At 62.4% G+C, this 26,685-nt stretch carries 26 protein-coding genes and 3 tRNA genes; 16 read left to right on the top strand and 13 right to left on the bottom strand.

Going from position 1 to position 26,685, the window contains the following annotated elements; genetic code table 11:
- Positions 1–67: 67 nt before the first annotated feature.
- The gene (locus tag FHR27_RS07615) at positions 68–454 is read left to right on the top strand and encodes a hypothetical protein (protein ID WP_373565146.1); all 387 of its coding nucleotides are present in this window, start codon (positions 68–70) and stop codon (positions 452–454) included.
- Between the two features lie 51 nt (positions 455–505).
- Here the strand turns inward: FHR27_RS07615 and FHR27_RS07610 are convergent, their stop codons facing one another.
- The 3 genes from FHR27_RS07610 to FHR27_RS07600 form a co-directional block, all read right to left on the bottom strand.
- On the bottom strand, positions 506–1,645 hold the full coding sequence (locus tag FHR27_RS07610) for a mechanosensitive ion channel family protein (protein WP_179538208.1): 1,140 nt from the start codon (positions 1,643–1,645) through the stop codon (positions 506–508).
- 464 nt (positions 1,646–2,109) lie between these two features.
- Positions 2,110–2,517, bottom strand: a complete 408-nt coding sequence (locus tag FHR27_RS07605) for a hypothetical protein (RefSeq protein ID WP_179538207.1) — start codon at positions 2,515–2,517, stop codon at positions 2,110–2,112.
- A 166-nt stretch (positions 2,518–2,683) separates the two neighbouring features.
- Entirely contained in the window at positions 2,684–3,688 is a 1,005-nt protein-coding gene (locus FHR27_RS07600; RefSeq protein WP_042552556.1) for an NADP-dependent oxidoreductase, read from the bottom strand.
- Between the two features lie 195 nt (positions 3,689–3,883).
- Between FHR27_RS07600 and FHR27_RS07595 the strand changes: the two genes are divergently transcribed.
- Positions 3,884–4,780, top strand: coding sequence for a bile acid:sodium symporter family protein (locus FHR27_RS07595; RefSeq protein ID WP_179538206.1), 897 nt, complete (start codon positions 3,884–3,886; stop codon positions 4,778–4,780).
- Here FHR27_RS07595 and dapF read toward each other — a convergent pair.
- From dapF to FHR27_RS07575, 4 genes are all read right to left on the bottom strand, one after another.
- On the bottom strand, positions 4,777–5,637 hold the full coding sequence (gene dapF, locus FHR27_RS07590; RefSeq protein WP_179538205.1) for a diaminopimelate epimerase: 861 nt from the start codon (positions 5,635–5,637) through the stop codon (positions 4,777–4,779). The genes FHR27_RS07595 and dapF overlap by 4 nt on opposite strands.
- Positions 5,638–5,666: 29 nt before the next feature.
- Positions 5,667–6,860 (bottom strand): benzoate/H(+) symporter BenE family transporter, encoded by a 1,194-nt coding sequence (locus FHR27_RS07585; RefSeq protein WP_042552559.1) that lies wholly within the window; start codon positions 6,858–6,860, stop codon positions 5,667–5,669.
- Complete coding sequence (locus tag FHR27_RS07580; protein WP_042552560.1) at positions 6,860–7,474, bottom strand: LysE family translocator; 615 nt, start codon at positions 7,472–7,474, stop codon at positions 6,860–6,862. The genes FHR27_RS07585 and FHR27_RS07580 overlap by 1 nt, the downstream gene beginning before the upstream one ends.
- 96 nt (positions 7,475–7,570) lie before the next feature.
- Positions 7,571–8,017, bottom strand: a complete 447-nt coding sequence (locus FHR27_RS07575; RefSeq protein ID WP_042552561.1) for a MarR family winged helix-turn-helix transcriptional regulator — start codon at positions 8,015–8,017, stop codon at positions 7,571–7,573.
- An 81-nt stretch (positions 8,018–8,098) separates the two neighbouring features.
- Here FHR27_RS07575 and FHR27_RS07570 point away from each other — a divergent pair, with 81 nt between their 5' ends.
- Both FHR27_RS07570 and FHR27_RS07565 read left to right on the top strand, forming a co-directional pair.
- A complete protein-coding gene (locus FHR27_RS07570; protein WP_042552562.1) occupies positions 8,099–9,265 on the top strand; it encodes an aminotransferase-like domain-containing protein in 1,167 nt (388 codons plus the stop codon).
- 23 nt (positions 9,266–9,288) lie between these two features.
- A complete protein-coding gene (locus tag FHR27_RS07565) occupies positions 9,289–9,891 on the top strand; it encodes a glutathione S-transferase family protein (RefSeq protein ID WP_042552563.1) in 603 nt (200 codons plus the stop codon).
- A 271-nt stretch (positions 9,892–10,162) separates the two neighbouring features.
- Here FHR27_RS07565 and FHR27_RS07560 read toward each other — a convergent pair whose 3' ends face one another.
- The gene (locus tag FHR27_RS07560) at positions 10,163–12,277 is read right to left on the bottom strand and encodes a heavy metal translocating P-type ATPase (protein ID WP_257027054.1); all 2,115 of its coding nucleotides are present in this window, start codon (positions 12,275–12,277) and stop codon (positions 10,163–10,165) included.
- Positions 12,278–12,692: 415 nt separating this feature from the next.
- Here FHR27_RS07560 and cadR point away from each other — a divergent pair, with 415 nt between their 5' ends.
- Positions 12,693–13,139, top strand: a complete 447-nt coding sequence (gene cadR, locus FHR27_RS07555; protein ID WP_042552564.1) for a Cd(II)/Pb(II)-responsive transcriptional regulator — start codon at positions 12,693–12,695, stop codon at positions 13,137–13,139.
- Between the two features lie 64 nt (positions 13,140–13,203).
- Here the strand turns inward: cadR and FHR27_RS07550 are convergent, their stop codons facing one another.
- On the bottom strand, positions 13,204–13,572 hold the full coding sequence (locus FHR27_RS07550) for a glutathione S-transferase N-terminal domain-containing protein (RefSeq protein ID WP_042552565.1): 369 nt from the start codon (positions 13,570–13,572) through the stop codon (positions 13,204–13,206).
- A 114-nt stretch (positions 13,573–13,686) separates the two neighbouring features.
- Here FHR27_RS07550 and FHR27_RS07545 point away from each other — a divergent pair, with 114 nt between their 5' ends.
- Positions 13,687–13,920, top strand: coding sequence for a DUF3820 family protein (locus tag FHR27_RS07545; protein ID WP_042552673.1), 234 nt, complete (start codon positions 13,687–13,689; stop codon positions 13,918–13,920).
- Here the strand turns inward: FHR27_RS07545 and FHR27_RS07540 are convergent, their stop codons facing one another.
- Positions 13,921–14,784: a universal stress protein gene (locus FHR27_RS07540; RefSeq protein WP_179538204.1), complete on the bottom strand. Its 864-nt coding sequence runs from the start codon at positions 14,782–14,784 to the stop codon at positions 13,921–13,923.
- A gap of 161 nt (positions 14,785–14,945) precedes the next feature.
- On the opposite strand from FHR27_RS07540, the gene copM reads away from it, so the two are divergent.
- The gene (gene copM / locus FHR27_RS07535; protein ID WP_179538203.1) at positions 14,946–15,617 is read left to right on the top strand and encodes a CopM family metallochaperone; all 672 of its coding nucleotides are present in this window, start codon (positions 14,946–14,948) and stop codon (positions 15,615–15,617) included.
- Positions 15,618–15,779: 162 nt separating this feature from the next.
- Positions 15,780–16,388, top strand: a complete 609-nt coding sequence (locus tag FHR27_RS07530) for a tRNA-(ms[2]io[6]A)-hydroxylase (RefSeq protein ID WP_042552674.1) — start codon at positions 15,780–15,782, stop codon at positions 16,386–16,388.
- Positions 16,389–16,465: 77 nt separating this feature from the next.
- Here the strand turns inward: FHR27_RS07530 and lpxH are convergent, their stop codons facing one another.
- Together lpxH and FHR27_RS07520 are read right to left on the bottom strand one after the other, a co-directional pair.
- Complete coding sequence (gene lpxH, locus FHR27_RS07525; protein WP_042552568.1) at positions 16,466–17,188, bottom strand: UDP-2,3-diacylglucosamine diphosphatase; 723 nt, start codon at positions 17,186–17,188, stop codon at positions 16,466–16,468.
- Complete coding sequence (locus FHR27_RS07520) at positions 17,185–17,679, bottom strand: peptidylprolyl isomerase (RefSeq protein ID WP_179538202.1); 495 nt, start codon at positions 17,677–17,679, stop codon at positions 17,185–17,187. Before FHR27_RS07520 ends, lpxH begins: the two co-directional genes overlap by 4 nt.
- A 180-nt stretch (positions 17,680–17,859) precedes the next feature.
- Between FHR27_RS07520 and FHR27_RS07515 the strand changes: the two genes are divergently transcribed.
- The 3 genes from FHR27_RS07515 (at position 17,860) to FHR27_RS07505 (ending at position 22,927) form a co-directional block, all read left to right on the top strand.
- Positions 17,860–19,539 (top strand): glutamine--tRNA ligase/YqeY domain fusion protein, encoded by a 1,680-nt coding sequence (locus FHR27_RS07515; protein WP_179538201.1) that lies wholly within the window; start codon positions 17,860–17,862, stop codon positions 19,537–19,539.
- Complete coding sequence (gene cysS / locus FHR27_RS07510) at positions 19,540–20,925, top strand: cysteine--tRNA ligase (RefSeq protein WP_042552571.1); 1,386 nt, start codon at positions 19,540–19,542, stop codon at positions 20,923–20,925. It begins immediately after the preceding gene.
- A 79-nt stretch (positions 20,926–21,004) separates the two neighbouring features.
- Entirely contained in the window at positions 21,005–22,927 is a 1,923-nt protein-coding gene (locus FHR27_RS07505; RefSeq protein ID WP_179538200.1) for a UvrD-helicase domain-containing protein, read from the top strand.
- A 44-nt stretch (positions 22,928–22,971) separates the two neighbouring features.
- Here the strand turns inward: FHR27_RS07505 and folD are convergent, their stop codons facing one another.
- Positions 22,972–23,826 carry a bifunctional methylenetetrahydrofolate dehydrogenase/methenyltetrahydrofolate cyclohydrolase FolD gene (gene folD, locus FHR27_RS07500; protein WP_042552573.1) on the bottom strand — a complete coding sequence of 285 codons (855 nt, stop codon included), beginning with the start codon at positions 23,824–23,826 and terminating at the stop codon, positions 22,972–22,974.
- A 268-nt stretch (positions 23,827–24,094) separates the two neighbouring features.
- On the opposite strand from folD, the gene FHR27_RS07495 reads away from it, so the two are divergent.
- From FHR27_RS07495 to clpP, 5 genes are all read left to right on the top strand, one after another.
- Positions 24,095–24,171, top strand: a tRNA-Arg gene (locus tag FHR27_RS07495).
- Positions 24,172–24,210: 39 nt separating this feature from the next.
- A tRNA-His gene (locus tag FHR27_RS07490) sits at positions 24,211–24,286 on the top strand.
- A gap of 63 nt (positions 24,287–24,349) precedes the next feature.
- A tRNA-Leu gene (locus FHR27_RS07485) sits at positions 24,350–24,434 on the top strand.
- Positions 24,435–24,560: 126 nt separating this feature from the next.
- A complete protein-coding gene (gene tig / locus FHR27_RS07480) occupies positions 24,561–25,871 on the top strand; it encodes a trigger factor (protein ID WP_179538199.1) in 1,311 nt (436 codons plus the stop codon).
- A gap of 94 nt (positions 25,872–25,965) precedes the next feature.
- The gene (gene clpP, locus FHR27_RS07475; RefSeq protein ID WP_042552575.1) at positions 25,966–26,601 is read left to right on the top strand and encodes an ATP-dependent Clp endopeptidase proteolytic subunit ClpP; all 636 of its coding nucleotides are present in this window, start codon (positions 25,966–25,968) and stop codon (positions 26,599–26,601) included.
- The last annotated feature ends 84 nt before the right edge of the window (positions 26,602–26,685 follow it).

Below are 26,685 nucleotides of genomic sequence, written 5' to 3'. Positions count from 1 at the left end.
GCCGCCAAGCCAGCATGCAGGGTGCGGTAGCATGGGGCGATTCACGCTGCTGGAGCTACCCGTGTCGATCCGTCTGAAACTCGCTGCCGGGTGCCTGCTGGCCCTGTCCTGGGCCGTGCCGGTGCAGGCCGCCTTCACCTTGCCCGGCGATGCCATGCGCTGCACCCGCAGCGCCACGCTGCTCAATTGCGCGGATCGTTTCGGCAACCACTACGGTATCGCTCAGCGCGGTAACGACACGCTGATGCGTGGCTTCGACGCTATCAGCGGGCAGACCTGGGCGCAGACCAGCACCACCTATGGCCGCTTGCAGCTGTTCACCGGCGTCGCCAGCAATGGCGAGCTGTGGGTGGGCTCCAGCAGGCGCATCGGCTGGAACGTGGTCAGCCGGCTTTCCAGCTCCAACGGCGAGCGTGAGCGGGTCAACTGCAACCGCATGATGGGCTGCCGATAGGCAGCCGTTGCCTTCGACTGGACGGCCCCACGCTCTGCGCCCAGCCTGGCGTCAGCTGAACCGAGGCAGGCGCTGGTCGCGCTCGGCCGAATCGTCCTGCTGTTCGTGCTGCGGTAACCCGGCAACTTTCAGCGTCGGCATCTTTTCACCCACCAAACGCAGATCGCGACGCGGCAGGGCGAAGCGCACATCCAGTTCGCGCAGGGCATCGAGCAGCTGCAGGTTGATCTCTTGCTGGATATCCATGTACTGGTTGTAGTCCGAACTCTGCACGATGTAGACCACTTCGAAGGTCAGCTGGCTCTCGTCGAAGCCGAGAAAGTGCGCGCGGTCGAACTTGGCCTTCGGGGTCGCACGGATGATGTCGCCGACCTTCTCCGATACCTGGCGAACCTTGTCGCTCGGGGTGTCGTAGCTGACGCCGAACTTGAAGACGATGCGCCGCGTGTCCATGCGCTTGTAGTTGTGCACGATCTGGCGCAGCAGGTCGGCGTTGGCGCACACCACCTGTTCGCCGCTGAGGCTGCGGATGCGCGTGGTTTTCAGGCCGATATGCTCGATGCTCCCAGCCACTTCTCCGAAAACCACGAAATCGCCGATCTCGAACGGTTTGTCGACGCCAATCGACAGCGAGGCGAATATGTCGCCCAGCACCGTTTGCACTGCCAGGGCGATGGCAATACCGCCAACCCCCATGCTGGCCACCAGCGCGGTGATGTCCACACCCAGGTTGGCGAGGATCGACAGCAGCATCACCGACCACACCACGATCAGCACCATGATGCTGACGATGGTGGTCATTACCGGGTTGAAACTGCCGCCCCCGTTCTTGCCGACCACCAGGCTGCGTGCCCAAAGGCGTACGCCGGTATCCACCCACAAGGCGATCTGCAGGGCGAGGGCAACGAACCAGGTGTGGCTCAGGGCTGCCTGCCAACTGCCGGGCAGGTCCGGCAGGCGCAGTGCCAGCAGCAGCGAGAAGGCGAGCAGCAGCAAGCGGCTGGTCCGCCCGATCACCACCGCGACGAAGTGCTGCCAATTACCGTCCTGGCCTTTCGACCAGGTGGTCAGGCGCTTGTGCACGATGCCCACCACGGTACACAGCACGGTGTAGATCAGTGCAGTAGCGATCACGACGATGCCGACGCCGAGCCATAATTCGCGGTCGAGCCAGATGTTCCACTGTTCCATTTCGGGTCCCCTGAAAAAGCCAATACAGTTTTCTGTAGGCCTCAGGGCCCAGAAGTTCCCCCTCAATGGTCCGCGGGTTCTGCACTACCGCCGCACCCGCGTGTCACGAGCGAAGGTCTGAGCTATCGTGTAGAGGCAGCGATCGGCAAGGGCTCTGGGCGCTCATCAGCGACGCCGGCCGGGCGCGGCCGTGCAGCGCGACAAACGACAACCTTGCCGTAGATGCTGTTAAACCCGATGCGAGCACCAAGTATGCTCGCCTGGAGGATGACGTGACTTTTTATAGCCTGGATCTGCTGCTGATTCTGCTTCTGGTTACCGCACTGTTCACTGCCTTGCCGATCATCCTCATGCGCAGCCTCTGACCTGCTGCGCAATCATCGATCCGCTGGCCGATCATCTGGCGGATCGACGCATCCGAACTGCGTTCGCTATGGTTGGCGATTGGCAGGGGCTGGCTCGTTTCAGCCAGCAGCGGATTGCCCGAGCAATTCATGAAAGCGCGACGGGTCGACCTGTTGAATCAACAGCAGGGCGCCGACGGTGCTCGCCGGGGTGCCTGGCAGATAGGCTGCCGGTATGACGCCGGGCAGTCGAACCTGCCAGGCAGCGATCAGGTCGGCTGGCTCCGCGCCGTTGCCGAGGAGTTCGTCGAGGTTGATCTGCACGCCCATGTTGGCAGCCAGGCGTATGGACCGCCGCAGCAGCATTTCAGCCATTTCGTGCTGCTCGACCGGGCTCCGTGCCTGGTAGCTGGACAACCACTCGCCGATGGGGCGGCGGCACTGCGCCGCGCCTCCGCGAAAGTGCTGTAACAGCAGATAGGCAGTGCCGACCAGCACGATCGCTATGACAGTGAAGACAAGTTCCATCAGGGCTCCTGGCGTGAAGGATCAGCCTGCCCCGGTGGGCGAACAGCATGGCGGCGAAACTACCCGAACTGTCTACAACGACTCAAGTCATTTGCTGGCTTATGGCCATCTTTTTTTGGTCTGTGATCACTGACGGCGAGCGGCAGGGGGCCGCTCGCCGAATGGCTCAGACCTTGAGCACCAGTTTGCCGAAGTTTTCCCCTTTGAAAAGCTTGAGCAGGGTTTCCGGGAAGGTTTCCAGGCCCTCGACCACGTGCTCCTTCGACTTGACCTTGCCGCTGGCCAGCCAACCGCCGATTTCAGCCGCTGCACTGGCGAAGTTGGCCGCGTGATCCATCACCACGAAGCCCTCCATGCGTGCGCGGTTGACCAGCAGGGACAGGTAGTTGGCCGGGCCCTTGACCGCTTCCTTGTTGTTGTACTGGCTGATGGCGCCGCAGATGACGATGCGCGCCTTGGGAGCCAGGCGGCCGAGTACCGCATCGAGGGTGTCGCCACCGACGTTGTCGAAGTACACGTCGATGCCTTTCGGACACTCGCGCTTGAGCGCCTCGGGCAGCGACTCGCTCTTGTAGTCGATGGCCGCATCGAAGCCCAGCTCATCGGTCAGGTAGGCGCATTTTTCCGCGCCACCGGCGATGCCGATGACCCGGCAGCCCTTGAGCTTGGCGATCTGCCCGGCAATGCTGCCCACCGCTCCGGCTGCACCGGAAAGCACCACGGTGTCGCCGCTCTTCGGCGCGCCGACGTCGAGCAGGGCGAAGTAAGCGGTCATGCCCGTCATGCCGAGGGCCGACAGGTAGACTGGCAGGGGGGCACGCTGCGGATCGACCTTGTAGAAGCCCTTCGGCTCGCCGAGGAAGTAGTCCTGCACACCCAGGGCGCCGTTGACGTGGTCGCCGACTGCGTAGTCCGGGTGGTTGGAGGCAATCACTTCACCCACGCCGAGTGCGCGCATCACATCGCCCAGGCCAACCGGCGCGATATAGGACTTGCCTTCGTTCATCCAGCCGCGCATGGCCGGATCCAGCGACAGATAGAGATTCTTGACCAGGATCTGCCCGCTGCCAGGTTCGCCGACCGGTTTTTCCACGTAATCGAACGTATCGCGGCTGACCATACCGGTCGGGCGTTTGGCGAGCAGAAACTGGCGGTTGAGCTGAGTGGACATGGAAAACCTCCGTTGAAATAAGCAGTGGTGATAATCCTCGCCGGGGTATTGGACAAGGATGTCGCAGTGGCCGAATGTCTGTCGATCCATCGAACTGATGGGGCTGGGTTTGCTGCCGCGCCTCATGCGCAGGCCGGCGATTGCCCGCTACAGTGTGGATCAGGATCACGGAAGTCAGACCGCGGAGATGTACCGATGACTGCAAGTCCTTTGCTGAGCGTGTTTCTTCCCCTGGCTTTGGGCATCATCATGCTCGGCCTGGGCTTGTCCCTGACCCTGGCGGATTTCGCCCGGGTGGTGAAGTACCCCAAACCGGTGCTGATCGGCCTGTTCTGCCAACTGCTGCTGTTACCGGTGGCCTGTTTCTTCATGGTGCAGGCATTCGGCCTGGCGCCTGCCCTGGCCGTGGGCATGATGCTGCTGGCCGCGTCGCCTGGTGGCACCTCCGCCAACCTGTACAGCCACCTGGCACATGGCGACGTGGCGCTGAACATCACCCTGACGGCGGTGAACTCGGTTGTCGCGGTGCTGACCATGCCCTTCATCGTCAACCTGTCGCTGGCCTACTTCATGGAGGGCGACCAGGCGATTCCGCTGCAGTTCGCCAAGGTGGTGCAGGTTTTCGCCATCGTACTGGGGCCGGTGGCCATCGGCATGTTCCTGCGTAGCCGCTTTCCAGGCTTCGCCCTGCGCATGGAAAACCCGGTGAAGATCATCTCGGCGCTGTTCCTGCTGCTGATCATCGTCCTGGCACTGGTCAAGGACTGGCAGACCGTGCTCGATTACGCACCGGTAGTCGGTGCGGCGGCCCTCGCATTCAATCTGCTGAGCCTGGCGGTGGGCTACTTCGTGCCGCGCCTGCTCAAACTGAGCCTGCGGCAGGCCATCGCCATCGGCATGGAGATCGGCATCCACAACGGCACCCTGGCCATCGCCCTGGCGCTCAGCCCGGTATTGCTGAACAACAGCACCATGGCGATTCCCGCGGCGCTGTACAGCATCATCATGTTCTTCACCGCCGCCGCATTCGGCTGGTGGGTCAATGCGGCCCATGGCAAGCAGCTGGCGACGGAGGCCGAGCGTAGTGTCTAGAGGCGGGCGCTTCGGGTCGCGGGTTCAGGTAGTCCGGTGCTGGTCGTGGACAATACGCTATCCGCGATAACGCCGGAAAAGCTGTGCGCTACCGGTCCGGTGAGAAATACCGGGCCGCTGCCATCCCAGTGAACCGTCGCCGTGCCGCCATCGCATTCGACATCGACGGTGTCGTCCAGCAGGCCGCGACGCATGCCGTTGACCGCGGCGCCGCAGCAGCAGGACCCCGAGCCGAGGGGAATGCCGCCGCCGCGTTCCCAGATGCGCAGCCTGATGCGTTTGCGGTCGATGATCTGCACGAAGTGCACATTGGTTTTGCTGGGGAACAGTGGGTTGATCTCCAGCACCGGGCCGAGTGTGGCGATATCCAGCGCTGTCAGGTCATCGACGAAATAGGTGCAGTGCGGATTGCCCATGCTGCAGGCCGCTGGGGTGCCGGCGAGCGGTAAGGCAACTGTGTCGTGCTCCTCGGCCAGGGGGATATTCGCCCAGCCGAACAGCGGCTCCCCCATGCTCACGGCAATGGCTGCATTGCTGGTACGTTCGCAGGTCAGCAAGCCCCGGTTGCTGCGCAGTACCAGCCTGGTGACGCTCGACTCGCGCATCAGCAGGTCCGCAACGCCCCGGGTCGCGCTACCACAGGCATCCAGCATCGAGCCATCGGCGTTCCAGAACGTCAGGCGTGCGTCGGCATCAGCGCAATCGAGTATCACGGCCAGTTGATTGAAGCCGATACCGCGCTTGCGATCGCCCAGGCGTCGAGCCAGGGCGCTTGTTATCGGGTTGAGCGAGTTGCGTGAGTCGACCACCACGAAGTCATCGCCATTGGCGTGCATCTTGTGAAAGCTCAACGGCATGCCAGGGGCCTCGATATGTTCATCGCCGCTCAGACACGTTTGCCGCCATTGAGCAGCGCCAGAGTCAGCAAGCCGGCGACGATGCCCCAGAACGCCGAACCGACGCCGAACAGGGTCATTCCCGATGCGGTGACGAGAAAGGTGATCAGCGCCGCTTCGCGTTCCTTGGGTTCGCTCATGGCCTGGGTCAGGCCGCCGATGATCGAGGCGAACAGTGCCAGGGCGGCGATGGACAGGATCAGCGCCTTGGGCAGTGCAGCGAACAGGGCGGCGAGGGTGGCGCCGAACAGCCCGGCGATGCCGTAGAACACCCCGCACCAGATCGCCGCCGTGTAACGCTTGCGTGGATCCTCATGGGCCTCGGGGCCAGCGCAGATCGCCGCGCTGATGGCCGCCATGTGAATGCCGTGGGAGCCGAACGGTGCCAAGAGGATCGACACCAGGCTGGTGGTGTTGAGCAGTGGCGATGCCGGAACGTCATAGCCGTTGGCGCGCAGCACCGCCATGCCTGGCAGGTTCTGCGAGGCCATGGCGACGATGAACAAAGGAATGCCGATGCTGATCGCCGCGGCGATGGAGAAGCTGGGTGTGGTCCATTCCGGCGTCGCCAGTTGCAACTCGAACTGGGAGAAATTCAGCAGCCCCAGGGTGCCAGCCAGCACGCAGCCGACCAGCAGCGCCGCCAGTACGGCGTAGCGGGGCAGCAGGCGTTTGCCCAGCAGGTAGGCGAACAGCATGGCGATCACCAGCAACGGTTGCTGCTCGGCGGCCACGCAGATTTCCAGGGCGATCTTGAACAGCACGCCGGCCAGCAGGGCGGCGGCGATGGAGCCGGGGATGCGCCGCATGATGCGGTCGAAGCTGCCGGTCAGGCCGCAGATCAGAATCAGCGCGGAGCACAGGATATAGGCGCCAATCGCCTCGCTGTAAGGCACGCCGGGCAGGCTGGTGATCAGCAGTGCCGCGCCGGGGGTCGACCAGGCGACCATGATCGGCGCGCGGTAGCGCAGGGACAGACCGATGCAGGTCACCGCCATGCCGATCGACAGCGCCCAGATCCACGAGGAAATCTGCCCGGCGCTGAGCCCGGCAGCCTGGCCCGCCTGGAACATCAGCACCAGCGAGCTGGTGTAGCCCGTGAGCATGCCGATGAAGCCGGCCACCACGGCGGAGGTCGAGGTGTCGGCCAGCGGACGCAGGCGCGCATGGCTGCTCTCGAGCATCACAGCACTCCTTTCATGTCGGCGAAGATCGGGTACAGCGAGGCCACCAGCAGCACCGCCATGCCTATGTTGAAGGCACGCAGTACACGGGGGTTGCGCAACCAGTTGCGCAGCAGCGAGCCGGCGACCGTCCACAGCCCCACGCTGGGGCAGTTGACCAGCGCGAACAATCCGGCGATCAGCAGCACGTTGACCAGGAAGTTCTCCTGCGGCGTGTAGGTGGTGATGGCGCCGATGGCCATCACCCAGGCCTTGGGATTGACCCACTGAAAAGCGGCGGCCTGAAGAAAGGTGAAGGGCTTGCCACGTTCGCCCGTCGTGCTGTCCGGAGCGCCGGAGCCGGCGATCTTCCAGGCCAGGTAGAGCAGATAGGCCGCCCCCAGGTAGCGCAGCAGGGTGTAAAGCGCCGGTACCTGCTCGAATACCTGACCCAGACCGAACCCCACGCACATCACCAGCACCATGAAGCCGAGGCTGATGCCGAGCATGTGCGGCACGCTGCGGCGCAGGCCGAAGTTCACCCCGGAGGCGAGCAGCATCATGTTGTTGGGGCCAGGTGTCACCGAGGTGACGAAGGCAAAGGCGATGAAGGCGATCAGCAGTTCCGGTGTCATGGCGAATTCTCGTGGTTGAGTTGCCACGATAGGGGCTGCCGGCGCGTTCGTCGCGGTACAGAGGCCGCTATAAGCAGCCATACAGTCGCGCCCGGGTTACTCGGCTGTGCGACCTGTACCGCTCAATGCCTTGTTCACCGCCAGCCAGCCCTCGACCGCGTGCTTGCCGCTGTCATCGAAAGCACGCTGCAGCAGCTTTACCTGTTCCCGGCGCAAGGCCCGCTCCAGATTGGCGCCTTCGGCGGTAAGGCCGAGCAGGCGTTTGCGCTTGTCATCTTCGGCGGTGACGCTCTGCGCCAGGTGCATCTCCAGCAGCTGGCGCAGGGGAATGCTCAGTGCCTGCTTGCTCACCCCCAGGTAGCCGAGCAGCTCCTTGACGCTCAAGCCGGGATGGCGGGCGATGAAGAACAGGATGCGCTGGTGCACCCGCGACAGCCCCCGGCGCGCGAGCATTTCGTCGGCCTTGGCGGTGAACGCCTGGTAACCGAAGAAGAAGGCTTCCATGGCCGCTTGCTGAGCGGCTGAATTTTTAAGGTCAATCATGTTGACGTATATGTCTCGGGCGTCGTACTTTCGGTCAACCAGTTTGACTCAATTTTCCCGACTTATCACCCGGTGACCTCCATGGCCTTCTCCGAACGCATCACCCGCCTGAAAAGCTCCCTGATCCGAGAGATTCTCGCTGCTGCCCAGCGTCCGGAGGTGATGTCGTTCGCCGGTGGCCTGCCTGCCGAAGAGATGCTGCCCACGCTCGACTGGTCGCAGATGCCTACCAGCATGGGCCAATACGGGATGAGCGAGGGGGAGCCGGCGCTGCGTGAAGCCATCGCCGCCGAAGCCCGTGCCCTGGGCGTGCCGTGCGAGGCGAGCCAGGTGCTGATCGTCAGCGGCTCGCAGCAGACCCTCGACCTGGCCAGCAAGCTGTTCATCGACCCAGGTACCAAGGTGCTGCTTGAGGCGCCAACCTACCTGGCTGCGCTGCAGGCCTTCCAGCTGTTCGGCGCCGACTGCATCGCCGTGCCGCAGGAGGCCGATGGCCCGCAGTTGCAGGCGCTCGAAGAGCAGCTGGAACGCCAGCGCCCAGCTTTCGCCTACCTGATTCCGACGTTCCAGAACCCCAGTGCCGTGCGCTACAGCGAGGCCAAACGTGACGCCGTGGCGGCCCTGCTGGACCGTTACCAGGTGACGCTGATCGAGGACGAGCCTTACCGCGAACTGGTGTTCGATGCAGGCAGCGCCACACCGATCGTAAGCCGCCTGCGCAAGGCCAGCTGGATCTACACGGGGACCGTCTCCAAGACCCTGTTGCCGGGGCTGCGCGTCGGTTACCTGATCGCCACGGCGGATCTGTACCCGCATTTGCTGCGCCTCAAGCAGTCGGCGGATCTGCATACCAATCGCGTAGGTCAGTGGCAGGCGCTGCAATGGCTGGGTACCGAGCGCTACAGCGAGCATCTGGCTGAATTGCGGGATTTCTATCGCCTGCGGCGTGATGCGATGCAGGCGGCGCTCGTCGAACATTTCAATGACCTGGCCGAGTGGCAGATTCCCCAGGGCGGTCTGTTCTTCTGGCTGCGCCTCAAGCAGCCCCAGGACACCCGTCTGCTGCTCGACGCGGCGCTGGCACAGAACGTGGCATTCATGCCGGGCGAGCCGTTTTTCATCGACCCGGATCGCGAGCACGGTTACCTGCGGCTGAACTTCAGCCACGTGGCACCGCAACGCCTGGGGGAAGGGCTGCGTCGGCTGGCGGGTGTGGTGCGGCAGGGACTGGCCGCGAACGCGGCGTGACTATCGGACAAGAGGACTTGAACATGTACAAGGTGTATGGCGATTACCGTTCCGGCAACTGCTACAAGGTCAAGCTGATGCTGACCCTGCTCGGCAAACCGTTCGAATGGGTGCCCATCGATATTTTCAAGGGCGAGACACAGAGCCCCGAGTTCCTGGCCAAGAACCCCAATGGCAGGATTCCGGTGCTGGAGCTGGAGGACGGCTCGTACCTCTGGGAGTCCAACGCCATTCTCAATTTCCTCGCCGATGGCAGCGAGTTCCTGCAGACCGAACCACGCCTGCGCACTCAGGTGCTGCAATGGCAGTTCTTCGAGCAATACAGCCATGAGCCCTACATTGCCGTGGCTCGTCGCATTCAGTGGCTCGAAGGCATGCCAGCGGCACGCGCCGAGGAGTACAAGGTGTGCCAGGTGCGCGGCCACAAGGCGCTGCGGGTCATGGAGCGTCAGCTGGAGCAGACTCCGTATCTGGTCGGTGACCGCTACTCCATCGCCGATATCGCCCTGTACGCCTATACCCACGTGGCTCACGAGGGCGGTTTCGACCTGAGCGGCTACCCGGCGGTCAACGCCTGGCTCGATCGTGTCGCCAGCCACCCGCAGCACGTGACCATGCTGGGCTGATCGGCTTTGCGGAGGGTGGGGGCGCAACCCATCGTCCATCCTGCGTTTTGAGTGGTCTCGCGGCGGACAATATCCTGTGGGAGCGGGCCATGCCCGCGAATCGGGCGCATGGCGCCCTCCCACAAGGGAAATGTGGAGTAGGCAGCCGCGTAGGATGGGTGAAACCCATCACCTTATTTATGGGTTTCACCTACGCGGCCCAATCCATTAGCCCGCATCCAGGAAGCTGTCGCGCGCATGGCGCGCTCCCACAATGAATACGTGGGCGCTGCTACTTTCGCAACAACCGCAACCCGTTAAAGACCACCAGCAAGCTCACCCCCACATCGGCGAACACCGCCATCCACATGGTGGCTTGGCCGCTCACGGTCAAACCCAGAAATACCGCCTTGATACCCAGCGCCAACACGATGTTCTGCTTGAGAATCGCGGCCGTCTGCTGAGACAGACGAATGAACGTGGGGATCTTGCGCAAATCGTCGTCCATGATCGCCACGTCGGCGGTTTCGATGGCCGTGTCGGTGCCGATCGCCGCCATGGCGAAGCCGACATCGGCGCGGGCCAGGGCAGGGGCGTCGTTGATGCCGTCGCCGACCATGGCGACCACGCCCTTCTGACCGAGCAGGCCCTCCACGGTGGCCAGCTTGTCGGCGGGCAGCAGGTCGCCGCGTGCTTCATCGATGCCCACCTGAGCGGCGATGGCCTGGGCGGTGTGCTGATTGTCACCGGTGAGCATCAGGGTCTTGATACCCATTTCATGCAGGGTGGCGATAGCTTCACGGCTACTGGCCTTGAGCGTGTCGGCGACCGCGAACAGCGCCAGGGCGCGTTTATCGTCGCTGAGCAGAATCACCGTCTTGCCCTCACGTTCCAGTGCGTCGAGCCGAGCTTCGATCTCCGGCGAGCACAGACCCAGCTCTTCGAGCAGGCGATGGTTGCCCAACTGGTAACGCTGGCCGTCGATCACGCCGCGCACCCCGCGCCCGGGCAGCGCCTCGAATGCCTGCACGTCGTCGAGCGCGATACCTTGCTCCTCGGCTGCCTTGGCCACCGCCTGGGACACCGGGTGATCGGAGCGAGCGGCCAGGCTGGCCGCAAGTTTGCGGCAGGCATCGGCATCGCCTTGCAGGGCCTGATAGTCGGTCTGCACCGGTTTGCCATGGGTCAGGGTACCGGTCTTGTCCAGCGCCAGGTGGGTGATGTGCCGGCCGTTCTCCAGGTACACGCCGCCCTTGACCAGAATGCCCTTGCGCGCCGCTGCCGCCAGACCGCTGACGATGCTCACTGGCGTGGAAATCACCAGGGCGCAGGGGCAGGCGACCACCAGCAGGACCAGCGCGCGATAGACCCACTCGAACCAGTCACCATTGAGCAGTAGCGGCGGTACCACGGCCACGGCGAGGGAGAGCAGGAACACCAGTGGGGTGTAGATGCGTGCGAAACGGTCTACGAAACGCTGGGTTGGTGCCCGCGCGCCCTGGGCTTCTTCCACGGCCTTGATGATGCGTGACAGGGCGCTGTTGCTGGCGGCAGCGCTGACCTGGTAGTCCAGCGCGCCACTCTGGTTGATGGTGCCGGCGAACAGGGTGTCGCCCACGCTTTTCTCGATGGGCAGGCTCTCCCCGGTGATCGGTGACTGGTCGACCGTGGAGTGCCCATCGAGCACCTGGCCATCCAGGCCGATGCGTTCGCCGGGGCGCAGGCGAACCACGCTGCCGATGGCCACCTGCGTGACGTCCATTGTCTGCCAGCTGCCGTCGGCCTGACGCACCGTGGCTTGCTCCGGGGTCAGTGCCATCAGGCCACGAATGGCATTGCGCGCGCGATCCAGGGATTTCGCCTCGATCCGCTCGGCGATGGCGAACAGCACCATGACCATTGCCGCTTCGGGCCACTGGCCAATCAGCACGGCGCCGGTCACGGCGATGCTCATCAGCGCATTGATGTTCAGGTTGAAATTCTTGAGGGCGATCCAGCCTTTCTTGTAGACATCGAGCCCGGCCGTAAGGATCGCACCCAGCGCGATCAGCGCGACCACCCACTCCGGCGCGGTGTCGGTGAAGTGCACCAGCTCGGCCATGAATGCCGCCACGCCAGCCACTATCAGTCGCCACGGCAAGCCATCATGGGGTTGCTCGGCAACTACGCTCTGGCTTTCATCGCCTTCGGGCTGCGGGGTGAACCCCAGTTCACGTATGGCCTGCAGCGCTGGCTCGAGGGCGTCCGGACGATGACGAATGGTCAGCACCCGCTGCATCAGGTTGAACTGCAGGGCCTCGATACCGGGCTGACGGGCGAGCTTGTCGGTGATCAGGCGCTCCTCGGTGGGACAGTCCATCTGCTCGATGCGCACCCGGGTCTGTGCTGCCAGCGGCAATGCCTGCATGCCCAGGCTGGCGATGGCCTTGACCAGCAAGGGGGCCGCGCCCGCCTGGTGCTCGACCAGTAGCGTGCGGTTGAGCAGATTGAACTGCATGGCGTGCACTTCGGGCAGATGCTGCAGCTTGCCGCGAATCAGACCTTCCTCCGTAGGGCAGCACATCTGCTCGATGCGCAAGCTACTGCTCTCCATCGCCGGGCCGGTGTGGGCGGCCACGGGCTCAGCGATTGCGGTGATCAATGGGTTGCCCGAGTCGCAGCAAGGCGATGTGTTGTCGCCCGCGCAGCAAGCGTCCTGGGGGCGAACGGGCTTGGGGGTGTTGTCGTGATCGCAGCAGTTGGTCATGGTGCTTCTCCGAATAACCTGTTGCGGAGTGAACACCCTGTAGCCACTATAGGGTCAAGCATTCGAGGATCGGATCATGAAAATTGGCGAATTGGCGGCAGTCACCGGGTGCCAGGTGGAGACCATTCGATTTTACGAGCACCAAGGGCTGCTGCCTGCGCCGCAGCGTAGCGAGGGTAATTACCGGCTGTACCGGCCGGAGCACGTCGAACGGCTGACCTTCATCCGCAATTGCCGCACCCTGGACATGACCCTCGACGAAATTCGCGAGCTGCTCAGCCTGCGCGGCCGTCCATCGGAAAACTGCGAAGCCATCAATACCCTGATCGATGAACACATCGAACACGTCAGTGCACGCATCGCCAGCCTGCAGTCGTTGCAGGGGCAACTGGTCGAGCTGCGCAACAGTTGCTTGGCGGATCAGCAATCGTCGCCCTGCGAGATCATTCGCCAGCTCAGCACCAGCGACAACCTGCATGCCGAGAAGGATGTGTCCCATGTCGGGCGCAGCCATCAGCATTGAGGTGCGTCCAGGAACCACCTGGGTTGGAAGAAGCCTGGACTGCTAGAGGCGCCCTACGAACGCTTCACCCCGCGAAACGCTGATCCAGATAGGCTGCAATGGCCTTGGATTCATACAGCCAGGTGCTCTGGCCATTTTCCTCGATACGCAGGCACGGCACCTTGATCTTGCCGCCCTGGCTCTCCAGTTCGCGGCGCGAGGTGGCGTCGTTCTTGGCGTCACGCAGGGCGACAGGCACATTGAGGGTGTGCAGCTTGCGGCGAACCTTCACGCAGAATGGGCAGGCCTTGAACTGGTAGAGCGCCAGATCACCTGCGGCCTGGTCGACGGCAGCCTGTGCTTCAGGTGCACGCTTCATCTTGGCCGGACGGGTGGCGAGGTCGCCGAGAACGATCAGTTGGCCTAGGCCGAGGCGCAGTGCCTTGATAATCATGGAGAGTACCTGCAGATGTGAACGGCGCGCAGCTTACCCGAGTTGAGCGGTCGGCCCAACCGCCTGGCGGTTGCGGCATAATGCCCCGCTCATGCAACTCCGATGGCCGATGTGATGAAACCCGAAGACCTGAAATTGCTGGTGAGCCGAGAAATGCCCTTCGGCAAATACAAGGGGCGGCTGATCGCCGATCTGCCCGGGCATTACCTGAACTGGTTCGCCCGTGAGGGCTTCCCGAAGGGCGAGATCGGTCAGTTGCTGGCGCTGATGCAGGAAATCGATCACAACGGCCTGTCATCGCTGCTCGACCCCTTGCGCAGCAAACCGCGGCAGCCGTTTCGCGAGTGATCAGCGCTCGCTGAGCCGCTGTTCCAGATGCTCGATGATGCTGTCGGGCTTGAGCACCAGAATATCGCTTTCCAGGCTGTCGAGGATCACCTCGGCGGTGTTGCCGATCAGCGCACCGCTGAAGCCGGTACGCGCGACGGTGCCGATCACCGTCACGGCCGCCTGCAACTGCTGGGCGAAGTGGGGGATCAGTACGTCGGCCGGGCCTTCGGCGATATGCAGGTGTTGGTCGTCGATGTCGTAGGCCTGCTGGAACGCGAGGCACTGTTCGCGGTAGCCGTCCTCGATGGTTTCGCGCAACTGGAAGGTTGGGTCTGCGGCAGCCAGCACGGGCGATGGATGGGCGCTGAGCACGTGCAGTTCGGCTTTCGCCAGGTTGGCGAGGTCATAGCCGTGGTCGACGATACGGGTGTGAAGCGCCCGGTGCTCGCTGTCGGCATTGCCTACGTCGACGGCTGCCAATACCGTGCCGCCGATCCAGGGCGTCTGAGTCTTCACCAGCAGCACCGGGCACGGGCAGTAGCGCAGCAACTTCCAGTCATCGGGCGTGAGCAGGGCCTTTTTCAGCAGGTTGTCAGGCATGTGCTGCTTGATCACCAGACCGCAGCCCTCGGCTTGCTGCACGACACTGACCGTCTCATGCAGGCTGCCATGCCACGCCTGCTCGGTACTGACGCTATAGCCATCCTGCTGCAGTGCATTGCTGAGCAGCCGCAGGTGGCCGTGATGTTCGCCCGATTCATCGCAAATCAGCAGGTGCAGATGAGACTGTGTCACGCCAGCAATCAGCTTGGCGCGTTTCAGGGCAAGTGCCTCCAGATGATCCGACTGGATTACAACGAGAATGCTGCGGATGGCTTGCATGGGGTTTCCTCGGCGTGTGGCTCGCCCTATTGACTATAGATGGCTTGGTGCGCCTCGGACCGTGGCTCGGTGGCGCAAGCGGCGGCGGCGGGCTGCATCTTGACCTTCCCGTCGTGGCAAGGTGTAGGTTCTGAGCTCCTATTAATGGTCGAGGACCGTCAATGAAAGCCAAAGCGCTGGGTTTACTTCTGTTTGCCGGGGCGTCCGTACTGACCGCCGGCCTGGCGGCCGCTCAAGATGCCGCCAATGGTCATACGGGCGGGCATGCCGCACACTCGGCCGAGGTCGCGTCGGCGAATGCCGGTGCCTCGACGGCCGCCTACCGGGCGATCAACGACAGGATGCACAAGGCGATGGCCGTCACCCTGACGGGCAGTGCCGACGTGGATTTCATGCGCGGCATGATTCCCCATCATCAGGGCGCCATCGAGATGTCCAAGGTCGCGCTGCAGTACGGCAGCGATGCAAGGGTGCGTGCCTTGGCCAACGAGGTCATTGCCGCGCAGGATCAGGAGATCGGCCTGATGAACGAGTGGCTGGCCGCTAACGCGGCGCGATACGAGGCTACCGTCGACGCCGGCAGGAGCGCTGAAGTCAAGGCCGCGTTCGAGGCCGTCAACCATCGTATGCACGGTGCCATGGCCGTTGATTTGAGCGGTGACGCCGATCAGGACTTCATGCGCGGGATGATTCCGCACCATCAGGGCGCCATCGACATGGCCAAGGTCGCACTGGCTTACGGTTCCGACCCGGCAGTGCTGAAGCTTGCCAAACAGGTCATCGCCGCGCAGGAGCAGGAAATCAACCAGATGAAGGCTTGGCTGGAAAACTGAGCCGTTCGACCAATCCACGCTCTGCGCGGGTCGATAGGCAGGACGCGCCGCTCTGGCGGCCTTATAATGGCCGGCTTATCGACTAGCCAGCCGCCAGAGCCCAGACCCGTGTTGTTTCCAGCCACTGCTCCCGATCAGCCATCGCCCAGCCGCCGCAGCGCCATGCCGAACCTGCCGGAAATCCATGAATTTCTCGGTTGCCGCACGCCTCGGGCCTGGGTCGATGCTGCCCTGGCCAACCAGGAAATCATGCTGATCGACCACAAGAACTGCGAGTTCAAGGCCGCCAGCACGGCGCTCAGCCTGATCGCCAAGTACAGTTGCCACGCGGATTTGATCACCATGATGTCGCGCCTGGCCCGTGAGGAGTTGGTGCACCACGAGCAGGTGCTGCGCATCATGAAACGCCGCAGGATCGGCCTGCGTCCGGTTTCCGCCGCGCGCTACGCTTCGGGCCTGCGCAAGGTGACGCGCAATCACGAGCCGTACAAGCTGGTCGACACCCTGGTGGTCGGTGCCTTTATCGAGGCACGCAGTTGCGAACGTTTCGAAGCGATCGTGCCGCATCTGGACGAAGAGCTCGGCAAGTTCTACTTCGGCCTGTTGAAAAGCGAGGCGCGGCACTTTCAGGGTTACCTGAAGCTCGCCTATCAATATGGCGATGCGGCGGATGTCGATCAGGCCATCGAGCGGGTGAGGGCGGTCGAGCAGGAGCTCATCGAATCACCCGATACGGAGTTTCGCTTCCACAGTGGCGTCCCGCAGGCGTAGATCAGTCTTGCGCATCACCCGGGTATGAGAGGTCATTCCCGGGTATCGCTTCGCTCTACGCCGGGCTACCTGTCGTTTCAATCCAGGGCGAAGGCGCTCTGGTTGAAGCCGTTTTCATCGACCTGCAGCGCCCAGCCCTGTTTATCCCAGTCACCCAGGACGATTCGCCGTGCCGGTTGGCCATCGATCAGCACGTCGTGGGTGGCAGGGCGGTGGGTGTGGCCGTGGATCAGTGTCCGTACGCCATGGGCCGCCATCACCCGCTGCACTTCATCCGGCGTGACGTCGACGATGTCGCTGGCCTTCATGCGGGTCTGCGAGCGACTTTCCGAGCGTAGCTTGCGCGCCAGCTTGTGGCGGGTGCTCAACGGCAGGTTGCGCAGGATGAACAGGCTGACGGGGTTGCGCAGCAGGCGGCGCATCTTCATGTAGCCGACATCCAGGGTACACAGGCTGTCACCGTGCATGAGCAGCACCTTCTCGCCAGCGAAGCGCACTTCGTGAGGATCGCCGAGCAGCGTGCAGCCGGCCTCGCGACAGAAAGCCTTGCCAAGCAGGAAGTCACGGTTGCCGTGCATCAGGTAGACCCGCGTGCCGCTGTCGCTCAAGCGACGCAGCGCCTGGGCAATGCCGCGCTGAAAGGGGGTCATGGCGTCGTCGCCAATCCAGACTTCGAAAAAATCGCCAAGGATGTACAGCGCCTCGGCCTGGGGCGCCCGGTGGGCGAGGAAATGCAAGAACGCCCGGCTGATATCCGGGCGCTCCTCTTCAAGATGCAGGTCGGAGATCAGCAGGATCACTCGACGATCTCGGCCTTCTCGATGATCACGTCTTCAGCCGGAACATCCTGATGGCCGGATTTCATGGTGGTGGCGACGCCCTTGATGGCTTCGACCACTTCCAGGCCTTCGACCACTTCACCGAACACGGCATAACCCCAGCCCTGTACGGTCTGTGCGCTGTGGTCGAGGAACGTGTTGTCGGCGACGTTGATGAAGAACTGCGCGGACGCCGAATGCGGTTCCATGGTGCGAGCCATGGCCACGGTACCGGTTTTGTTGCTCAGGCCATTGTTGGCTTCGTTCTTGATCGGCGCCTTGGTCGGCTTCTGCTTCATGCCCGGTTCGAAACCGCCACCCTGGATCATGAAGTTGCCGATCACGCGGTGGAACACAGTGCCGTCGTAATGGCCGCTCTTCACGTATTCCTTGAAGTTGGCGACGGTTTCCGGTGCCTTGTCTTCGAACAGGTTGAGGGTGATGACGCCGTGGTTGGTGTGCAGCTTGATCATGTGGTTATCGCTCTGTCGAGAAAATCGCGGGCTGCTCCCGGTTCGGTACGGACATTTATGTCGCCCGAAGGTCAGGAGCAGGCACCAAGGCCTGTCAGGGGGTTGACAGCTTGGGCTATGATAAGCGCTTTGTTTTAGTCGGCCTACCCTGTGCCGCAATCCGCACGCGCTAAGGACACCATGAGCAAGCCCACCGTCGAAAAAGCCGCCAACTTCCTGCGTCCCCTCGTTCAGGCTGATCTGGACGCTGGCAAGCACGCCAAGATCATCACCCGTTTCCCGCCGGAGCCCAACGGCTACCTGCATATCGGCCATGCCAAGTCGATCTGCCTGAATTTCGGCCTGGCCGAGGAGTTCGGTGGCGAGTGCAACCTGCGTTTCGACGACACCAACCCCGCCAAGGAAGATCAGGAATACATCGATGCCATCAAGGCAGATGTTGAGTGGTTGGGCTTCAAATGGGCCGGCGAGGAGCGTTATGCCTCCAATTACTTCGACCAGCTGCATGACTGGGCCGTCGAACTGATCAAGGCGGGCAAGGCCTATGTCGACGACCTGTCGCCGGACGAGGCCCGCGAATACCGCGGCACCCTGAATACGCCCGGCAAGGACAGCCCGTACCGCGAGCGCTCGGTCGCCGAGAACCTCGATCTGTTCGCACGCATGAAAGCCGGTGAATTCCCGGATGGTGCCCGCGCCCTGCGCGCCAAGATCGACATGGCGTCGCGCAACATGAACCTGCGCGACCCGATTCTCTATCGCATCCGCCACGCCCATCATCACCAGACCGGTGACAAGTGGTGCATCTACCCGAGCTACGACTTCACCCACGGTCAGTCGGATGCCATCGAAGGCGTGACCCACTCCATCTGCACCCTGGAGTTCGAAGACCATCGCCCGCTGTACGAATGGTTCCTGGCCAATCTGCCGGTGCCGGCGCAGCCGCGTCAGTACGAGTTCGCCCGGCTGAACCTGAACTACACCATCACCAGCAAGCGCAAGCTCAAGCAGTTGGTCGACGAGAAGCACGTCAATGGCTGGGATGACCCGCGCATGTCGACGCTCTCGGGCTACCGTCGCCGTGGTTACACGCCGGCTTCGATCCGCACCTTCTGCGACATGATCGGCGTCAACCGCGCCGGCGGCCTGGTGGACATCGGCATGCTCGAGTTCGCCATCCGCGAAGACCTGGACGCCAACGCGTCGCGCGCCATGTGCGTGCTCAAGCCGCTCAAGGTGGTGATCACCAATTACCCGGAAGGCAAGGTCGAGAACCTGGAACTGGCGCGCCATCCCAAGCAGGATATCGGCACCCGCGCGCTGCCGTTCTCCCGCGAGATCTACATCGACGCCGGCGACTTCGAAGAAACCCCGCCGGACGGCTTCAAGCGCCTGGTTCCCGGCGGCGAAGCGCGCCTGCGCGGTAGCTACGTGATTCGCGCCGACGAAGCGATCAAGGATGCCGCCGGCAATATCGTCGAGCTGCGCTGCTCCTACGACGAAAACACCCTGGGCAAGAACCCGGAAGGCCGCAAGGTCAAGGGCGTGATCCACTGGGTCCCGGCGGCCGAGAGCGTCGAGTGCGAGGTGCGCCTGTATGACCGCCTGTTCCGCTCGGCCAACCCGGAGAAGGCCGGTGAAGACGGCGAGCAAGGCGGCAGCTTTCTTGACAACATCAACCCCGACTCCCTGGTGGTGCTCAAGGGGTGCCGCGCCGAGCCGTCGCTGGCCCAGGCTGCTGTCGAAGATCGCTTCCAGTTCGAGCGCGAAGGCTATTTCTGCCTGGACGCCAAGGACTCCAAGCCGGAGGCTCTGGTCTTCAACCGCACCGTCACCCTGCGCGATTCCTGGGGGCAGTAAATGGCACTGAGCATTTACAACACCCTGAGCAAGGTCAAAGAGCCCTTCAAGCCGCTGGTCGGCAATCACGTGCGCATGTACGTGTGCGGCATGACGGTCTACGACTTCTGCCATATCGGCCATGCCAGGGTGATGGTCGCGTTCGACGTGGTCACCCGCTGGCTGCGTCATCGCGGCTATGACGTGACCTACGTGCGCAATATCACCGACATCGACGACAAGATCATCAAGCGTGCCAACGAGAACGGCGAGCCGTTCGAGGCGCTGGTCGAGCGTATGATCGCGGCGATGCACGAAGACGAAGCGCGCCTGTCGGTCTTGCGCCCGGACCAGGAGCCACGTGCCACCGGGCATATCGCCGGCATGCACGAGATGATTCAGACCCTGATCGACAAGGGCTATGCCTATGCGCCGGGAAATGGTGACGTGTACTACCGCGTCGGCAAGTTCGTCGGCTACGGCAAGCTGTCGCGCAAGAAGATCGAAGACCTGAAAATCGGCGCGCGCATCGAGGTCGACGAGATCAAGCAGGACCCGCTGGACTTCGTCCTGTGGAAAGGCGTCAAGCCGGGCGAGCCGAGCTGGGCGTCGCCCTGGGGCGCCGGCCGGCCGGGCTGGCACATCGAGTGCTCGGTAATGTCCACCTGCTGCCTGGGCGAGACCTTCGACATCCACGGCGGCGGCCCGGACCTGGTCTTCCCGCACCACGAGAACGAGATCGCGCAGAGCGAAGCGGCGACCGGCAAGCAGTATGCCAATGCCTGGATGCACGCTGGCGCGGTGCGTGTGGATGGCGAGAAGATGTCCAAGAGCCTGGGCAACTTCTTCACCATCCGTGAGGTGCTGGAGAAGTACCACCCGGAGGTGGTCCGCTACCTGTTGGTGTCCAGCCATTACCGCAGCCCGATCAACTACTCGGAAGAAAGCCTCAAGGAAGCCAAGGGCGCCCTGGAACGCTTCTACAACGGTCTCAAAGGCTTGCCCGACGTCGCTCCGGCCGGTGGCGAGGCGTTCGTCGAGCGTTTCGGCGCGGCGATGGATGACGACTTCAACTCGCCGGAAGCCTGCGCGGTGCTGTTCGAGTTGATCCGCGAGATCAACCGCCTGCGCGAAAGCGACCAGCAGGCCGCTGCTGGTCTGGCCGCTCAGCTCAAACAGCTGGCTGGTCTGCTGGGGGTGCTGCAACTGGAGCCGGATGCGTTTCTCAAGGCCGGCGCCGAAGGCAAGGTCGATGCGGCCGAAGTGGAGGCATTGATCGCTGCGCGCCTGCAGGCTCGTGCCGAGAAGAACTGGGCCGAGTCCGACCGTATCCGTGATCAGATCACTGCGCTGGGCGTGGTGCTCGAGGATGGCAAAGGTGGCACCACCTGGCGACTCGCCGAGTAAGCGAGCGTCGCAACGAAAAGGCCGCTGATGCGGCCTTTTCGTTTCCAGAAGCCTGCATCCAATTCGCTATGGGAAAACCATGCTGACGCGTTACAAACTTCTGTTGTCCACCACGCTGGCCCGCTATTTTCCGCGTACCGCCGCTTATCTCGAGGCTGAGAAGCATGCGGCGGCCGAACGCCTGAAGGCTGCACCGAAAGCCAAAGGAAAAACCACCTCTGCCAAAAAAGCTGCAGCTCCAAAACGCGCAGGGAAGGGCGCAAGCTCCGCAACAAAAAAGCCCGTTAGGCGCACGAGCGCCGGTATCTACTCGGCTGCAGCGATGAAAATCAGCTCGGCTCAGGAGCAGGCCATGCGTGACACCGTCGCCCGAGCCGTAGCGGTCGGAGTGGTCGGTGCGCCCTCCGACGAGCAGTGGGCGATGATTCTGGGGCGCGCGCCATTGACGCGCATCTTTGCCGGTGCAGGATCGGGCAAGTCGACGACGCTGGTGCTGCGTGTGGTCTTCATGCTCTGTCACCTGAACATCGAGCCCGAGCGGTTGACGGTGATTTCCTTTACCAATGCATCCTGCGTCGAGCTGCGCGAGCGGCTGCTCAAGGTGCTGGGGTTCTGGTCGTCGCCGGTCGACGAGCGGGCTGTACAGCAGTGCGTGCGTACCTTTCACTCCGCCATGGGCGTGCTGGCCCGTCAGGTATTGGGCAATCCAGGCTGGTTCGAGCAGCTCGGTGATCGACAGGCCTCGCCCAGCGAGCCCGATAATCCGCTGGCCGGCGGGCGTCTGGGGGCTGCGCAGGGGCGGCTGCTCAAAGAGGTCTACCAGGCGTGCTACGCCGAGAGTCCGGCGTTTCGCTCGCAGGTTCACGCCTTGTTGGGTTCGCCAGCGCCGGATGAGCAGAAGCCTTTGCCCAAAGCGCCAATGCAACCATTCAGGCTGGCAGGCGAGCTGCATGCCGCACCACTGTTCGAGGTGTTCCACGGGCAGGCAGGCTTTATCGAGAGCATCGGCATTCGTATCGACCAGCTGGCGGTGGCCGCGGTGCCTTGTTCGGAGCAGGAGCGCCTTTTTCTCCTCGCCTTGCAGGCTTTCTGGCAGGCACTGCGGCAGCGTCTTGGCGAGCAGGGCCTGATGACTTTCAACGGCGCCTTTCAACAACTGACGCAGATGCTCGAGGACGGCGACGAGCGGCTGCCCGCCGAGGCGCTGGCCAGCTTCACCCACCTGTTGATCGACGAATTCCAGGATGTCTCACCGCAGATCGTGCAATGGCTGCAGGCCGTGCATCGGCGCCTAGCCGGCGCTTCGGTGGCGGTGAGCCTGATGGCCATCGGTGACGATTGGCAGTCGATCTACGGTTGGCGCGGCAGTTCGCCGGAGTTGTTCATGGCCTTCGATCGGCACTTCCCGAGCAAAGGCAAGGGCAAGAGCGCGGTGCTGATGCTGCAGGCCAATTACCGCTCGATCCAGCCGGTGATCCGTGACGCCGAGTCGATACTGCGCGAAGTGGCCGTGAAGCAGGATAAGACCACCGAAGCGATCAGGGCCACGCCGCCCGGCGGGCATGGCGTGCAACTGGTGACGCCATTCGATCTGGCCCGGCAGATGCCCGATCTGCTGAAGGAAATCGCCGCCCAGTGTGAATACGCCAGCTCCATCGATTCCGGGGAGCGCACCGCGGTGCTGCTGCTGGGGCGGCGTAACGAGACCCTCAAGGAGGTGCAGGCCGGGCTCGATCGCAAGCTCCCGGTCAAGGCCTACACCATCCATCGCGCGAAGGGCCTGCAGGCCGAGGTGGCGATCATCATCGACGACTGCCTGCCGTCAACGCCTCATCCGTTGCGCAACGCGCTGTACGCCTATTGTGGCTTCTTCGCCAACAGCTACGATCAGGCCATGGCCGATGAAAGTCTGCGCCTGGGCTATGTGGCGGTGACCCGCGGCGTCAGCCGGGTACTGTGGTTCGTGCGCAAGCCGCAGGGAGCGACGGGTGCACTGAAATAGAAACGGCGCCTCGAAGGCGCCGTTTTCATTGCTGCGAAACGCCATCAGGCGTGCAGGTGTTCCGCTGCATGCAGGGTGTTTTCCAGCAGGCAGGCGCGGGTCATCGGGCCTACGCCGCCTGGCACCGGGGTGATCCAGCCCGCACGGGGCAGGGCGGTTTCGTACACCACGTCGCCAATCAGTTTGCCGTCCGTCTGCCGGTTGATGCCCACGTCGATGACGATGGCGCCTTCCTTGATCCATTCACCCTTTACCAGTCCGGGTTTACCGGCCGCCACCACGACGATATCGGCTTGGGCCACGTGGCCGGCCAGATCCTTGGTGAAACGGTGCGTGACGGTCACGGTGCAGCCGCCCAGCAGCAGCTCCATGGCCATTGGCCGACCAACGATGTTCGAAGCGCCTACCACCACGGCGTGCAGGCCGTAGAGATCCTGGCCGGTGCTCGCCAGCAGGGTCATGATGCCCTTGGGGGTGCAGGGGCGCAGCAGCGGCATGCGCTGGGCCAGGCGGCCAATGTTATAGGGATGGAAGCCATCGACGTCCTTGTCCGGACGGATGCGCTCGAGCAGCAACGAGGAATCGAGGTGTGCCGGCAGCGGCAACTGAACCAGAATGCCGTCGATGCTGGCGTCGTCATTCAGCGAATCGATCAGGGCCAGCAGTTCGTCCTGGCTGGTTTCGGCGCTCAGGTCATACGCGCGGGAAACGAAACCGACTTCCTCGCAGTCCTTGCGCTTGTGCGCGACATAAACCTGAGAGGCGGGGTCGCTGCCGACCAGGATCACTGCCAGGCCGGGCGCACGCAGTCCTTGCTGGCGCCGTTCGGCGACGCGCTGGGCGATCTGCTGGCGGATATTGGCGGCAATCGCTTTGCCATCTATCAGTTGTGCGGTCATTGCGCTCGATTAACCATTGAAGGGGAGTGAAAAAGGACGCGCATTCTCGCATGGCATTAAGGAAGGGCAAAGGCGCCAGACAGCAGATTTGGTGTAACTCCTTTATCTAACTGAATTTTTTTAGATTTGGGTGTTGACGGCTCTGGGGTGCCTCTATAAGATGCGCACCACTTGGCGAGCACAGCAAGTGACAGGGTAAAGCGGCAAAGGCAGCAACGAAAGTCGCCGCTCCAGTCGAAGCTTGAAGTCTGCTCTAGTGGATGGATAAGTGCCCGTAGCTCAGCTGGATAGAGCATCCGCCTTCTAAGCGGATGGTCGCAGGTTCGAGTCCTGCCGGGTGCGCCACTAGGTGAATCGGCACAAGTGAAGCGGTAAAGCAATATGGTGGGCGTAGCTCAGTTGGTAGAGCACAGGATTGTGGCTCCTGGTGTCGAGGGTTCGATCCCCTTCGTCCACCCCATATTCTGAAAGCGCCAGGCCCTAAAAAGCCTGGCGTTTTTGTTTGTAAAAAATGTATTACCACGCGGACGTGGTGGAATTGGTAGACACACTGGATTTAGGTTCCAGCGCCGCAAGGCGTGAGAGTTCGAGTCTCTCCGTCCGCACCATATTTAGCGCCCCTCCCGTTTGCCACCTGCATCTAGGGTGACTTCTGCAACACCTCCCTCTAGAATGCATGCCCTTGAATGGGGCCGGTAAACGGCCGGCATACGTCTGTGCAACGAGGAATATCCATGCAAGTTTCTGTTGAAAGCACTTCCGCTCTCGAGCGCCGCATGAGCATTACTGTGCCGGCCGAGCGTATCGAGACTCAGGTCAACAAGCGTCTGCAGCAGACTGCACAGAAGGCCAAGATCCCCGGTTTCCGTCCTGGCAAAGTGCCAATGAGCGTGATCCGTCAGCGTTTCGAAGCTGACGCGCGTCAGGAAGCGGTCGGTGACGTCATCCAGTCCTCCTTCTATGAAGCCATTGCCGAGCAGAAGCTCGCTCCAGCCGGCCAGCCTTCGGTCGAGCCTAAAGTGCTGGAGAAGGGCAAGGACCTGGAGTTCGTCGCCACGTTCGAAGTGTTCCCGGAAATCAAGGTCGGTGGCCTCGAGGGCATCGCCATCGAACGTCAGCAGGCTGACGTTGCCGATTCCGACGTAGACAACATGCTGGATATCCTGCGCAAGCAGAACACCCGTTTCGAAGCTGTCGAGCGTGCTGCCGAGAAAGATGACCAGCTGAACATCGACTTCGTCGGCAAGATCGACGGTGAAGCCTTCGCTGGCGGTTCCGCTACCGGCACTCAGCTGGTTCTGGGCTCCGGCCGCATGATTCCTGGCTTCGAAGACGCCCTGGTCGGCGCCAAAGCCGGTGAAGAGCGCGTGATCAACCCGACGTTCCCCGAGGACTACCAGAACCTCGATCTGGCCGGCAAGACCGCCGAATTCACCGTCAAGGTGAACAGCGTCTCCGCTCCGCAACTGCCAGAGCTGAACGATGAGTTCTTCACCCTGTTCGGTATCAAGGAAGGCGGCCTGGAAGGTTTCCGTACCGAGGTTCGCAAGAACATGGAGCGTGAGCTGCGTCAGGCCATCAAGTCCAAGATCAAGAACCAGGTAATGGAAGGCCTGCTGGCTGCCAACCCGGTCGACGTGCCGAAAGCGCTGATCGCCAACGAAGTGAACAACCTGCGTGTGCAGGCCGTTCAGCAGTTCGGCGGCAACATCAAGCCCGACCAACTGCCGGCTGAGCTGTTCGAAGAGCAGGCCAAGCGCCGCGTGTCCCTCGGCCTGATCGTCGCCGAAGTGGTCAAGCAGTTCGAACTGAAGCCGGATGACGCCCGCGTCCGTGAGCTGATCCAGGAAATGGCCTCGGCCTACCAGGAGCCAGAGCAGGTCGTGGCGTGGTACTACAAGAACGACCAGCAGCTGAACGAAGTGCGTTCGGTTGTACTGGAAGAGCAAGTTGTAGATACTGTTTTGCAGAAGGCCAATGTGACTGACAAATCGGTCTCTTACGAAGAAGCAGTCAAGCCGGCAGAAGCTCCACAAGCCGCCTGATTTCTTCACCTCGTTCGAGAAAACCATAAGCCAGCCTCAGTGCTGGCTTATGCGTATTCGAGACATGACTTTTATTAGGGAGCGAGTGCTGGAAATGTCGCACAATCCTTTCATGCAGCAAATGCCCAACATTCAGGCCGCTGGCGGTCTGATCCCTATGGTTGTCGAGCAGTCCGCCCGTGGTGAGCGCTCTTATGACATCTATTCGCGGTTGCTCAAAGAGCGCGTGATCTTTCTGGTTGGACCGGTAGAGGACTACATGGCCAACCTGATCTGTGCGCAACTGCTGTTTCTCGAGGCGGAAAATCCGGACAAGGACATCCACCTCTACATCAACTCGCCAGGCGGTTCGGTGACAGCTGGTATGTCGATCTACGACACCATGCAATTCATCAAGCCGAATGTCTCGACCACCTGTATCGGTCAGGCATGCAGCATGGGTGCATTCCTGTTGACCGCTGGGGCAGCCGGCAAGCGTTACTGCCTGCCGAACTCGCGCGTGATGATTCACCAGCCGCTGGGCGGTTTCCAGGGGCAGGCGTCGGATATCGAAATCCACGCCAAGGAAATCCTGTTCATCCGTGAGCGCCTCAACACGCTGATGGCCAAGCACAGTGGGCGTACGCTTGAAGAAATCGAGCGCGACACCAACCGTGACTACTTCCTGAGTGCGGATGCCGCTCTTGAGTATGGGCTGATCGACGAAGTCATCGCTCAGCGGCCAGCCTGACTCAATCCGTTCAGAATGGATTTGATCGGCTAGTCTGATCATTTGCGGGCTTGAAAAAGCCCGCAAGAGCCTTCATCTTCTGTG

Origin of the sequence: Pseudomonas flavescens (assembly GCF_013408425.1) — a bacterium.
Lineage (GTDB): Bacteria > Pseudomonadota > Gammaproteobacteria > Pseudomonadales > Pseudomonadaceae > Aquipseudomonas > Aquipseudomonas fulva_A.
Note: the sequence above shows the minus strand (reverse complement) of the source record. Positions and strands in the feature narration are given on the sequence as shown.